The sequence below is a fragment of the Aurantiacibacter xanthus genome (genome assembly GCF_003584015.1).
Taxonomy (GTDB): Bacteria; Pseudomonadota; Alphaproteobacteria; order Sphingomonadales; family Sphingomonadaceae; genus Alteraurantiacibacter; species Alteraurantiacibacter xanthus.
This window is the reverse complement of the sequence record NZ_QXFM01000093.1, coordinates 24,502-37,347: the sequence shown is the minus strand read 5'-3', so window position 1 is coordinate 37,347 and position 12,846 is coordinate 24,502. Positions and strand designations below refer to the sequence as shown.

At 65.0% G+C, this 12,846-nt stretch carries 9 protein-coding genes; 2 read left to right on the top strand and 7 right to left on the bottom strand.

The window, feature by feature from the left end:
* Window positions 1-76 precede the first annotated feature (76 nt).
* A complete protein-coding gene (locus D2V17_RS10105; RefSeq protein ID WP_245978662.1) occupies window positions 77-2,902 on the top strand; it encodes a TonB-dependent receptor domain-containing protein in 2,826 nt (941 codons plus the stop codon).
* 71 nt (window positions 2,903-2,973) lie between these two features.
* Here the strand turns inward: D2V17_RS10105 and D2V17_RS10100 are convergent, their stop codons facing one another.
* A complete protein-coding gene (locus tag D2V17_RS10100) occupies window positions 2,974-5,553 on the bottom strand; it encodes an HWE histidine kinase domain-containing protein (protein ID WP_119592852.1) in 2,580 nt (859 codons plus the stop codon).
* The gene (locus tag D2V17_RS10095; protein ID WP_147367344.1) at window positions 5,554-6,105 is read right to left on the bottom strand and encodes a heme oxygenase-like domain-containing protein; all 552 of its coding nucleotides are present in this window, start codon (window positions 6,103-6,105) and stop codon (window positions 5,554-5,556) included.
* Between the two features lie 265 nt (window positions 6,106-6,370).
* Between D2V17_RS10095 and D2V17_RS10090 the strand changes: the two genes are divergently transcribed.
* Window positions 6,371-6,760 carry a VOC family protein gene (locus tag D2V17_RS10090; RefSeq protein ID WP_119592850.1) on the top strand — a complete coding sequence of 130 codons (390 nt, stop codon included), beginning with the start codon at window positions 6,371-6,373 and terminating at the stop codon, window positions 6,758-6,760.
* On the opposite strand, the gene D2V17_RS10085 is transcribed toward D2V17_RS10090, so the two are convergent.
* The 5 genes from D2V17_RS10085 to D2V17_RS10065 form a co-directional block, all read right to left on the bottom strand.
* Window positions 6,757-8,133, bottom strand: coding sequence for an MFS transporter (locus D2V17_RS10085; RefSeq protein WP_119592849.1), 1,377 nt, complete (start codon window positions 8,131-8,133; stop codon window positions 6,757-6,759). The two genes, D2V17_RS10090 and D2V17_RS10085, sit on opposite strands and share 4 nt — an antisense overlap.
* 66 nt (window positions 8,134-8,199) lie before the next feature.
* On the bottom strand, window positions 8,200-8,865 hold the full coding sequence (locus D2V17_RS10080) for a retropepsin-like aspartic protease family protein (protein WP_119592848.1): 666 nt from the start codon (window positions 8,863-8,865) through the stop codon (window positions 8,200-8,202).
* 60 nt (window positions 8,866-8,925) lie between these two features.
* Complete coding sequence (gene egtD, locus D2V17_RS10075; RefSeq protein WP_119592872.1) at window positions 8,926-9,912, bottom strand: L-histidine N(alpha)-methyltransferase; 987 nt, start codon at window positions 9,910-9,912, stop codon at window positions 8,926-8,928.
* Complete coding sequence (gene egtB / locus D2V17_RS10070) at window positions 9,912-11,213, bottom strand: ergothioneine biosynthesis protein EgtB (protein ID WP_119592847.1); 1,302 nt, start codon at window positions 11,211-11,213, stop codon at window positions 9,912-9,914. Before egtB ends, egtD begins: the two co-directional genes overlap by 1 nt.
* Before the next feature lie 161 nt (window positions 11,214-11,374).
* Window positions 11,375-12,754: a class II 3-deoxy-7-phosphoheptulonate synthase gene (locus D2V17_RS10065; RefSeq protein ID WP_119592846.1), complete on the bottom strand. Its 1,380-nt coding sequence runs from the start codon at window positions 12,752-12,754 to the stop codon at window positions 11,375-11,377.
* Window positions 12,755-12,846 lie beyond the last annotated feature (92 nt).

Here is a 12,846-nt window from a genome sequence, read left to right as displayed (position 1 = left end):
AAAGTGAGGGGAAAGCTTGATGTTGTCGAATTTTTCCGGGCGAGCCATGCGTATTCTGCGCAGTGGGTCCTCGTCCATGACGGTACTGTCCGTCCTCGCGCTCGGCGCACCTGCTCTGGCTCAGGACCAGCAGCCCACCCAAACCAAGGATTCGATTGTCGTCACCGGCTCGCGCATTCAGGCCGATGGTTTCAGCGCGCCCGTGCCGATGACCGTGCTCGACACCGAGGCGATCGAATCCAACGCGCAGCCCAACATCTTCACCACCATCGCCCAGCTGCCCTCGCTGCAGGGATCGAGTGGCACCCAGGTCAACACCTACTCGACCTCGAGCGGCCAGCAAGGCCTGAGCGCCTTCTCGCTGCGCGGTGTGGGCGCGATCCGCACGCTGACCCTGCTGGACGGACAACGCGTGGTCGGTGCCAACGTCAACGGCACGCCCGACATCAGCCTGTTCCCGCAGCTGCTGATCAAACGCGTCGATGTGGTCACAGGCGGCGCCGGTGCATCCTACGGTTCGGATGCGGTTGGCGGCGTGGTCAACTTCATCACCGACACTCACTTCGAAGGCATCAAGGGCAATGTGGCCGGCGGCATCACCACCTATGGCGACAACGCCTCTGTGGTCGGCCAGCTGGCCTATGGCACCAGCCTGTTCAACGGCGGCGCTCACCTGACGCTCAGCACCGAGTATCAGCGCGACGAAGGCATCGGCGGCGGCGAATGGGGCCTCGGCCTTGCCGGCGGGCGCGACTGGTTCAACGAAACCGCCAGCATCGACACCGGCAACACCGCCGGCGGCGCGCCGCAGTTCCTCGTGATCGACCGCGCGCAGTCGGCCAACTGGGCCAAGTACGGCCTCATCAACGGCGGCCCGCTGCGCGGCATCGCCTTCGACGAGACCGGCAGCCCGAGGCAGTTCGAGTACGGCACCGATTGCATTTCCGGCTTCTGTCAGGGCGGCGATCTGAGCGGCAACGTGTCGACGGGCCGGTCGCTGCAATCAGGCCTCCAGCGCTTCAACACCTATGGCCGCTTCGGCGTCAATATCGGCAGCCGGGCCGAGCTTTACACCACGCTCAACTTCGGCTGGGTGCAGAGCAACAACCAGCCGGTCCACGGGCAGAACAAGCCCAGCCTGACGATCCAGTGCGCCAATCCCTTCGTACCCGCATCGGTCCAGGCCGCCTGCGCCGACGAGGGCATCACCAGCTTCAGCTACGGCACCTCCAACGCCGCGCTTGGCAACACGCAGGTCCACACCGACCGCCGCCAGTATCGCGGCGTGCTCGGCCTCAAGGGCTCGCTCGATGTGGCGGGCGACGAATGGTCCTACGACCTCTACGTTCAGCACGGCACCAACAAGACGAAGGTCGACGTCTCCAACATCCTGCTTAACCGCCGGTTCGAACAGGCGATCAACGCGGTCGAGCTGAATGGCGCGATCGTCTGTGCCGATCCCGTGGCGCGGGCCAACGGCTGCCAGCCGCTCAACATCATCGGCGGGCAGGTGTCCGAGGCTGCACTGCGCTATGTCCAGCCCGACTTCGGCCCCTACCAGCACACCCGGCAGACGCAGGACGTCGCCGGTGTGAACATCTCGGGATCGCCGTTCGACAACTGGGCAGGCCCTGTCTCCTTCGCTTTCGGCGGGGAGTGGCGTCACGAGTTCTACACCGTGGAAGCCGACCCTTATGGCGCGGGCTTCAGCAACACCCCGGCTGGCGGCAACTACCCTGCCGATCCGATCCTCGGCGCGGATGGCGGCAACTGGTATGCGGGCAACTACAAGAACGGGTCCGGCGCCTACAGTGTGAAGGAAGCCTACCTCGAAACCGACTTCCCGCTGTTTGCGTCCGACGGCGCAGGCGAGCTTCGCCTCAATGCCGCCGCCCGCATCACCGACTATTCGACCTCGGGCTCGATCTGGGCGTGGAAGGTCGGCGGCACCTGGGACACCCCGATCGACGGCCTGCGCCTGCGCGGTGTGACCTCGCGTGACGTGCGTGCGCCCAACCTGTCGGAACTCTATGCGGCGCCCGTCACGATCACCCTGCCCAACTTCTTCGACCCGTTCACCAACCAGTCGATCCTTGTGATCCAGAGCACGGGCGGCAACCCCAACCTCAAGCCGGAAATCGCCCGCAACACCAACCTCGGCGTGGCGCTTGCCAATCCGGGCTGGCTGCCCGGCTTCAACATCTCGTTCGACTACTACAACCTCGAAATCGACGACGCGGTGCAGTCGCTGACCGCCAACCAGATCGTCGACTTCTGCTTCCGCAACGTCATCCCGGCGACCTGCCAGGCGTTCGACTTCAGCAACCCGCCCGGTGGCAACACCCTGCAGGTGGCCTCGTTCAACACGGCATCGATCAAGACCTCGGGCTTCGACATCGAGGCGAGCTACCGCTGGCTTGACCCGCTCGGCCTGCCCGGCTCGCTGACCCTGCGCGGGCTGGCGACCCACGTGATCGAGTTCGTCACCGACCAGGGTCTGCCCGGCACGGTGCCGACCGACACTGCGGGCGAAAACCTCGGAGCGACGCCGAACTGGAAGTATCTTGCCATCCAGAGCTACGAGAACGATCTGTTCTCGCTGTTCGTGCAGGAGCGCTGGTTCAGCGACGGGGTGTTCTCGAACAACTACATCGAGTGCACGGCCAACTGCCCGGCGTTCGACCCGGCCACCAACAAGCGCACGATCAGCAGCAACTATATGCCTGGCGCGCTCTACATTGATGTGGGCGGCTCGTATAACCTGACGGAGAATTTCACCGCCTACTTCAAGGTCGACAACCTCACCGACAAGTCACCGGTGCGCAACTACATCTTCAACAACCCCGCGCTCTACGATCAGGTCGGTCGTACCTATCGCGCAGGCGTCCGCTTCAAGTTCTGACCCCGCATCAGAACTTGCCGGGCCGGTCGGAAGTCATCCCCTCCCGACCGGCCCATTTGCGTTTGATGCGCTCAGGCCCCGCCAGTATCGGTATCGGTATCGGGCAGGATCTGGCGCAGGATGTCGGCGAGCTGGTCCAGGTCGTAAGGCTTGGTCAGCACCGGCGCATCGGGAAATTCCTCGGCAAGCTCGCCAGCATCGCCATAGCCGGTGGCAAAGGCGAAGGGCACACCCTGTTCGCGCAGCCGCCGGGCAACGGGCAGGCTGGTCTCCACTCCGAGATTGAGATCAAGCAGGCCGCACACCACCGGTTCCGCATCGAGCATGGCCATGGCCTGCGCCACGCTGCTGGCCGTCACCACCCGTTCGGCACCGAGATCGGCCAGATAGCGCTCGCCATCCATGGCGATGATCATGTTGTCTTCCAGCAGCAGCACCGTGGGTGAGGATGCAGCAAACAGCGGGGCCTCCTTCACCTCGTCGGCACTCGCTGACACTTCCGGCTCATCCTCGGCCTGCACCTCGAAGCGCTCGATATGGCGCGCCGGCACGTGCATTTGCGCCCGCAAACCGGTCAGCGGGTAGCTAACCTCGACCTTGCCCCCCAGCTCGAACGGGATCGACCGTTCGATCACCGTGGAGCCGAAGCCACGCCGCGCCGGTGCCTTGACCGGTGGACCGTCCGATTCCACCCAGCCGATCCCAAGCACGCCGTCCGCTTCCTGTTTCACGGTGACATCGACGCGGCCCCGGCTGTCCGCCAGCGAACCGTACTTGGCCGAATTGGTGGTCAGCTCGTGGATAACCAGCGCCAGCGTGGCATAGGCCTCCGGCTTCACGATCGCATCGCCGCCATGCAACACCACCCGATCGCGCTTGGCGCCGAGGTAGGCGGTTACTTCGGTCTCGACCAGTTCGCGCAGCGAAGCCGCGTTCCAGTTGCTGCGCGTGATCTGGTCATGCGCGCGGGCCAGCGCCTGAATGCGGTCGCTGACGTTGGCGGTGAACTCCTCGATGCCAATCAAGTCGGACTTGCTCTGCTCGACCAGCCCGCGAATGAGCGTGAGGATATTGCGGACACGGTGGTTCAGCTCGGCGATCAGCAGTTCCTGCCGCTCGCTCGCGCGCTGACGCTCCTGATTGGCGCTGTCGGCCATCCGCAGCACCACTTCGAGCAGGGTCACCCGGATGGTGTCGGCCACCTCCAGTTCCTGCGGGGTCCACTCCGCCGAATGGCCGCGGACGATTTCCTGCCAGCTCTCGAAGCTTTTGCGCGGGGTGAGACGGATACCATTCGGCCCCACCTCCACCGGCTTTTCAGGATTGCCGGCCCAGGTCACCTGCTTCGCGACCTCGCCGCGGAACAGCATGATATAGTCGCGCGGGGTGCGCGAGACCGGCATCGCCAGCACCCCTGCAGCGCGCTGGGTATAGTCCGCCGCCGGGGGATGGACCTGCATCAGGCAATCGGTGGCATAGACCTGGCTCGGGGTCGTGGTGTTGAGAAAGCGAACCAGCGCCATGATCTCGTCATGCGTGGGGGTGGTCCCGCGCGTCTGCAAGGTGCCCGCGATCCATCCGGCAGCGCCATCGAAGGCAACCAGATCCTTCAGCCCGTCGATAATCTGGCCAAGGTCTCCGCTGATCGAGGAGCTTTCGGCAAAATGGCGCATCAGGTCATCGTGCAGGTCACGCGCTCGCTCCGCATCCTGCTTGCGCACCACTTCGAGCTGATGCGACAGCAGGAAGCCGAACATCTGCCCGAACAGCTCTGCCGCCGAGCGCGTGACGTAATCGAGCACCAGCGGCTGATAGTGATGGCAGGCGAACAGGCCCCAAAGCTTGCCGTCGACGATGATGCTGATCGACATCGACGCCTTCACGCCCATGTTGCGCAGATATTCGAGGTGGATCGGCGAGACCGCGCGCAGCGTGCTGAGCGACAGGTCGAGCTTCTCGTTCTCCGCATTGACCTCGGGCAGGATCGGCGAGACCTTGTCGTCGACATCGCTGATGATGCGGATCACCGAGCGCAGATAGAGCGCGCGGGCCTGTCGCGGGATGTCGCTGGCAGGATATCGCAGGCCAAGGAAGGAGCCGATCCCGTGCGCGGCGGATTCGGCGATGACTGCGCCGGTGTCGTCGCTGGCAAAGCGGTAGACCATCACCCGGTCGAAGCCAAGGAAGGCGCGCAGGAACCGCGCCGCCGTTTCCGACAGCGTCTCCACGTCAGGGCAGGTCTTGAGGCGGCCGACGATGTTGTGCACCTGCATCAGCGGATCGACCCGCTGGCCCTGCTCGTCGGCAGGTTCGATCTCGATGACCGTGGCCCGGCCGGTGCGGTGCAGCGCCAGGTTGAACAGGCGGTCGGAGCCCGGCAGCAGCGGCAGGTCGAACAGCCGCCCGATCGAATCCCGCGTGGCCAGCAACTGCATCGCGCCGCGCACCTCGTGGAGCGCTTTAGCGGTAAGGATCTGATGCAGCGGCAGGCCGATCAGGTCGTTCGCCTTCAGCCCGAGATAGCGCTCGGCCGATTGCGAGGCATGCATGATCAACCAGTCCGACGAGAGCGCAATCAGACACCCGAAGGACTGCACATGACCAAGAAGATGGATTTCCTCGCGGTCACAATTGGTGAGGTCGACTTCCAACTAAACTTCCTTAACCGCGAAGCGAGGCGCAAATCTGGCCGCTTCCTGCTGAAAAATCCGAAACGCAGCACTGGTATCCGCCACTATCGCCGTGTGTTCTCCGGGAAATGAGGCGAGCATTTGCCGCAATGTCTGCCATGCCGCACCCGATCCCTCGTCGCGGAAATAGGCATAGGCTGCCGAACCTTCGGGCACCTGCGCCGCCCGCAGACGAGCCGCAATCACCCGCGCCCCGAGCCGCGAGCCAAGCACGACATAGGCGACTGCCAGCGGATCGAGTGCAGCGGCATCGCGGCTGGGCGAAGGAACCGGTGCGGCCCCCGTGGCGGCGAGCGAGGCCACCGCCAGATCGCGCAGCCGACCGATCTCCTCCGCGAAGACCGGACAAGGCGCGAGATTGGGAAGCAGCGAAGACAAAGCCGCGATATGCGCGCGTAGCGTCGCGTCCAGCCCCTCGGGGGTGGTTAGATCGATCGCTGCGAAGGCACTTTCGGTATCCTCATGAACCTGCGTCGTCTGATCGCGAAGAACGCGCCTCAGGTCCGCAGCCATCCGTTTGATCGAATCATGATTGTCCTCATAAGCCAAATTTATAGGCAGGCCCCAACTCAACGACAATGGGACAAAATGGTGCCAACCAGCCGTTTTTTATTGGTTATTCGGCTGGAAATAGACTTAGTTTGTATCCGGGGCGCCCGACCGCTACCGGGCGCAGCCTGTTTGATATCGGCAATAATCATCCTGCACCGATTGCCGTGCAAACGGGTTTGCAAGACAGTCCGGCCTCGGCAATCTGCCTCCGATAAGGAATTCGACCATGACGCCCCCTGTTGCCAAGCTCGCCTTCTTCAAGCTCAACGTGCCCGACCTCGCGCAGGCGCGCAGCTTCTGGCAACGCGCCTTCGGTTTTACCGTGGTGGGCAGCTACGATCTGCCCGACTTCGCCGAGGACATCATGGCCATTCCCGGTGAAGAGGGCGCGCCGCAACTGATGCTGGTACAGGGCAAGCCCGCTGGCGACGTCAGCGTGGGGCCGGGTCATGGCCCGGTCGGCTTCGTCTGCCCGGACGTCGCCGCCAGCTTCGCCCATGCCCAGGCCGAAGGGGCGAGCGTGCTGATGGAGCCCACCGATGTCGGCGGGGTGATCGTCGCCATGCTCGCCTCGCCGCAGGGGCACCAGATCGAGCTGGTGCAGATCCTCGGCTAGTGCGCTGCGGGCGCGGTCTTCGAGCGCCCGCCGATCTTGCCGCCGTTGACCACGCCCAGCGCGAACACCAGCGCCGCGATCATCAGCGCGGGAACGGCCGTGATGCTCATGATCGCGGGCAGGCTCAGCCCCAGCACCAGCGCCTGTCCGCCCAGCGCCGGGAACACGATCCCGCCCAGACGGCCAAAGCCCCCCGCCCAGCCGAGGCCAGAACTGCGCATCTCGGGCGGGTAGGCCAGCGTTGCCATGTTGTTGATCCCGGTCTGCCCGCCGACTTGGCAGAAGTTCCACACGATCAGCGCGGCCACGAAGGCCACCGCAGTCTGCGGTGGCACCTGCCCGATCATGAAGATCGCCGCCGCATCGACCAGGAAATAGCCGGTGATCAGCCAATAGGGGTTCATCCGGTCCATCAGCCAGCCCATGATCAGCGTGCCCGCGGCACCGCCAAAGTACCCGATGATCATGTAGAAGGCGAAGGTCTCGATCGGCAGCCCGGCCAGTTCGTGCATGAAGGTCGCCAGCCAGTTCGCCAGCAGCGCGATGTTGCCAAGCGAGAAGAAGCACAGCGCAAACAACAGCACCGTCTGCGGGAGATAGCGCTTGCCGAACATCGCCAGCGGGCCGAGCGGGCTGACCTCGTCCTGATCGCCCATATGGAACACCGCACCTGCCGGAATCGGCGTCTGCGGATCGAGCGCGCGGATCTGCGCCGGGATGCGCGGGTCAGCCGGGTTGCGGTTGACGCGGAAGGCGAGACTCTCGCGCACCATCAACAGCAGCAACAGCGCCAGCAACGGCACCGCACCGCCGATGATGAAGAAGCCTTCCCAGCCGATATCTTCGAGGAACCAGGCCACCATCACCCCCGAGCCAAGGTTGCCGCCGGAAAAGCACACCAGCGCAATCGACATGAACAGCGCCCGGCGCGCCTTGGGGGTCGCTTCGGAGAGAAAAGCCAGCCCAACCGGCAGCATTGCGGAGAAGAACACGCCCGAAATACCGCGCAGCACCGACAGCATCGAAAAGCCGTCGGAAAAGGCCGCCCACAGCGACAGCGAACCGAACCCGGCAAGGCATAGCGCCAGCACCGGCTTGCGCCCGATCCGGTCGGCCAGCGGCGGCATGATGAAAGCCCCGATGGCCATGCCGATCTGCTGATAATTCACCACCGGCTGCATATCGACGGGCGTTCCGCCCAGCCCCTCGGCGATCGCAGGCAGGATCTTGCCGAGGAAGTACATGTCGAACCCGTCGAGGAACAGGATCACCGAGACAATGGCCAGCAGGAAATATTCCCGCGCGCCCACCGGGCGTTCGTCGATGAATCGCGCTACGTCGAACTTTTCTCCGGTGGCATTGTTTGCCGCCATCGCCCTCTCCCGTGGACTTTTGTGCAAGCAGGCAGAGTGACGCGCCGGGCGGACATCGTCAACGCGCTATTCCATCGGCTCCTGCGGATTGTTGGGCACCAGCACCAGCTCGCCCTGCTCGATCCGCACCGAGGCGAGCCGCGAGAGCAGGTTCATGCCGATCACATTGGTCTCGCCCAGCCCCGGCGCGATGATCGCATCGAGCCCGCGCGCAGCGACATTGCCGAAGCGCAGCTCGTCAATCGCGGTGACCTGCGCCGCGACCGAACCGTTGGCGGTCTGCATGCGGATCGGCAACGCCCCCTCGCGCGGGGTCAGGCCCGCGCGCTCGGCGGTGTCCTGCGAGATCGCGGTCAGCGTGGCCCCGGTATCGACGAGGAAATGCGCTTCATGCCCGTTGACCCTCGCGCGCAGCCAGTAATGTCCGTCGGGCGCAAGCGGCACGCGGGTCTCGCCGCCCTCGACCACCTGTTCGGGCAGACCGATCTGCGGCACCGCCATCGAGAAGCGCGGATCGAGCCGCGAGAGTTGCAGCACCACCAGCACCAGCACGCCCATCAGACCCAGCGTGCTCGCCGTGCGCAACAACCGCCCGAAGCCGGGCAGGCTGCGCCCCAGCAGCGACCCGGCGATGCCCAGCCCCATCGCGCCCACGGCAACCATCAGCAGCCCCGAGCGGGGCAATTCGCGCACCGAATGTGCGATCTGCTCAGAAAGGGCGGACCAGTCCATAGACCAGAGATATAGCGCCAAGCTGGTGAATTGCGACTGTCTGGCTTTGCCGGCCCCGCGTCATGGTGCCTTGCGCGGCACACTGGCGCGGGCGAGGATCAGGGCGAAACGATCCTCGCTATCGGTCCAGCGCTCGACCGGGGTCCAGTGTCCGGCCAGCAGCAGCATGTTGGCGCTGCGCAGGTCGAACTTGTGGCTGTTCTCGGTGTGGATCGTTTCGCCCGCGCGCATCGTGAAGGAACGCCCCGCGACCGTGAAGGCGATCTCGGCGCGCGCTTCGAGATGCATCTCGATCCGGGCATAGGTATCGTTCCAGCGCGCACGGTGGGCGAAGGCGGCGATGGGGATATCGCCGTCCAGCTCGCGGTTGATGCGCTTCAGGAGGTTGCGGTTGAACGCCGCCGTGACACCGGCGGCATCGTCGTAAGCCGCGGTAAGCACATCAATATCCTTGATGAGATCCATGCCGATCAGCAGCATCGCATCGCCGCCCAGCGTCATCCGCATGGTGCGCAGCAGATCGACCGCCGAGCGCGGGACCATGTTGCCGATGGTGGAGCCGGGGAAGAAGCCGAGCTTGGACATGGCGAGCAACTCCGGCGGCAGCTTCACGGTGGTGGTGAAGTCGGCCTCGATCGGGTGGACCGGCAGGCCGGGAAACTTCGCCGCCAGCGCCGCCGAGGACTCGCGCAGGAAATCGCCCGCGATGTCGATGGGAACATAGGCCCCCGGCTGGATCGCATCGAGCAACAGCGGTGTCTTGAGCGATGAGCCCGAACCGAATTCGACCACCGCCCGCCCCGGCCCGATCAGCCGGGCGAAGTCCCCAGCCCGCTTGCGCAGGGTCTCGGTTTCGGCGCGGGTGAGATAGTACTCGGGCAGCCGGGTAATATCCTCGAACAGGCGCGAACCTTCGTCGTCGTAGAACCAGCGGGCCGGAATCGCCTTTTGCGGGGAGGAAAGCCCTTCGAGCACGTCGGCGCGGAAGGCGCGGTCGATGCCGTGATCGTCGCGGTCAACCAGTCGGATATCGGTCTGGGCTGCCATCATTGGTCCTTTGCCAGCCGCAGGCCGGTGAACTGCCAGCGTTGCCGGGGGTAGAAGAAATTGCGGTAGGAGGCGCGCGAGTGGCCGCGCACGGTGGCGCAGCTGGCACCCTTGAGCACCCATTGTCCGGCCATGAACTTGCCGTTGTATTCGCCCACCGCGCCCTCGGCAGGCTGGAAGCGCGGATAGGGCAGATAGGCCGAACGGGTGAACTGCCAGACATCGCCGAACAGCTCGCCCGCGCCTTGGGGCAAGGGTGGAGCGGCGCCATCGAGCTGGTTGCCTGCGCTGGCGGAAAAGCCGGGTCGGTTGTCGCCGCTCGTATCCTGCCCGCGCGCGATGGCTTCCCATTCGAACTCGGTCGGCAGCCGTGCCCCTGCCCATGAGGCGAAGGCATCTGCTTCGTAGTAGGAAATGTGCGCAACCGGTGCCTCGGGGTCGCGCTCCTGCCAGCCGGAGTGGGTGAAATGCTCCTCTCCGCGCCAGTAGAGCGGTGCGGCAATGCCTTTACGCTGCACCCAGGCCCAGCCGTCCGACAGCCACAACGCAGCCTTGCGATAGCCACCGTCCGCGATGAACTCCTGCCACTCGGCATTGGTCACCAGCCGCCGCGAGAGTGCGAAGGGTTCGATCAGCACGCGGTGCGCCGGGCCCTCGTTATCGAAAGCGAACCCATCCTCCTGATGGCCGACGCGGGCAATTCCGCCGGGATGGGTGAGCCAGTCATCGGTCCTTCGAGACGGGCTCTCAGCCTCCGGCTTTGATCCCTCCTCAGGACGAACGGAAGGGTATCGAAGGGGCCACATCGCAGGCCCGAGCGGATTGGAGAACAGCGCGTGTTTGATGTCGGTCAGCAACAGTTCGATGTGCTGCTGCTCGTGCGCAAGGCCCAGTTCGATCAGGTCCGCGCATTCGGGCCGGTCGAACAGGCTTTCCATCGTCGCATCGACATCCTCGCGCCATTCGACGATCTCAGCCAGCGTCGGGCGCGACAGCATCCCGCGGCGCGCTCGCAACAGCCGCTCGCCCTCGGCCTCGTAATAGGAGTTGAACAGGAACGGCCAGCGCGCGTTGAACAGCTCGTATCCGGCGAGATGGTCGCGCAGGAGGAAGGTCTCCCAGAACCACGTCACATGCGCGGCGTGCCACTTGGCTGGCGAGGCATCGGGCATCGACTGGAGCGTGGCATCCGCCTCGCTCAGCGGAGCAAGCAAAGCCTCGGTCAGCGCGCGGGTGGCGCGATAGCGCTCTGCCAGCGAGCCGGCGGGTGCAATAGCAGGACGGGGGGTGGCTGTGGCCAAATCCCTCTCCTCATGGCTGTGATGGCCCCCACGGCCCGATTGGCCGAAAGCATCCACCTTTCCCAATTCACCGGCCCCGGCCTTGTTCCGAAACAGCCAACAAAAAGGGCCGGCGAGTTTCCTCACCGGCCCTTCCAAGTGTCTATGTTTACGGCTCTATGTCAGGCCGCGTCGCGCTGGCGTTCGGTCAGCTCGAGGTTGAGCATTTCGGCCAGGGTAAAGGCCAGCTCCAGCGACTGCGCGGCGTTGAGGCGCGGGTCGCAATGGGTGTGATAGCGATCTGCCAGACCTTCGTCGGTGATCGCCACGGCGCCGCCAGTGCATTCGGTCACGTCCTGCCCGGTCATCTCGACGTGGATGCCGCCCGCATGGGTGCCCTCGGCGCGGTGGACGGCGAAGAAGCCCTTCACCTCGGAGAGGATGCGCTCGAACGGACGCGTCTTGTAGCCCGAATCGGACTTCACGACGTTGCCGTGCATCGGGTCGCAGCTCCACACCACCGGATGGCCCTCGCGCGCGACGGCGCGGACCAGCGGCGGCAGACCGGCTTCGACCTTCTCGTGGCCGTAGCGGCTGATCAGCGTGATGCGCCCGGCTTCGCGGCCGGGATTGAGCGTGTCGAGCATGGCCAGCAGATCGTCGGGCGCGAGGCTCGGCCCGCACTTCACGCCGATCGGGTTGTTCACCCCGCGCAGGAACTCGACATGCGCCGAATCGATGAAGCGGGTGCGGTCACCGATCCACAACATGTGCGCCGAACAGTCGAACCACTCGCCGGTCAGCGAATCCTGCCGGGTCAGCGCCTGCTCGTAAGGAAGCAGCAGCGCCTCGTGGCTGGTGTAGAAGCTGGCGGCCTTGAGCGCAGGCTCGTTCTCGGTGTCGATCCCGCAGGCTTCCATGAAGTCGAGCGCTTCGCCGATGCGGTCGGCGATCGACTGGTACTGCTCGGCCCAGGGGCTGCGGCCCATGAAATCGAGCGTCCAGCGGTGGACCTGGCGCAGGTTGGCATAGCCCCCGCCCGCAAAAGCGCGCAGCAGGTTCAGCGTCGCCGCCGACTGGCTGTAGGCGCGGATCATCCGCTCGGGATCGTTGGCGCGGCTTTCCACGCCGAACTCGATCCCGTTGATGATATCGCCGAAGTAGCTCGGTGCGGTGATGTCGCCCTGCGTTTCGGTCGGCGCGCTGCGCGGCTTGGCGAACTGGCCGGCCATGCGGCCCACCTTCACCACCGGCATCTTGCTGGCGAAGGTCAGCACCGCCGCCATCTGCAGGATCACGCGGAAGGTGTCGCGGATGTTGTTGGGGCTGAACTCGGCAAAGCTCTCGGCACAGTCGCCGCCTTGCAGCAGAAAGGCCTCGCCCGCCGCCGCCCGGCCCAGTTCGGCCTTCAGCGCGCGCGCTTCGCCTGCAAACACCAGCGGGGGATATCCGGCCAGAGTCTGTTCGGCGCCGGCCAGTGCCGCCTGATCCTCGTAATGCGGGATGTGCTTCGCCGTGAAGCGATCACCACGCCAGCTCTCGGGAGTCCAGTTGTGTGCCACGTGTCTTTCCTGCCATTGCCGTCCTCGCGCCCGGCATGCGCTAACAATTCAAACAAATTGTGCGAGGAAGGCTCCGTCATAGGCCCGCTTAG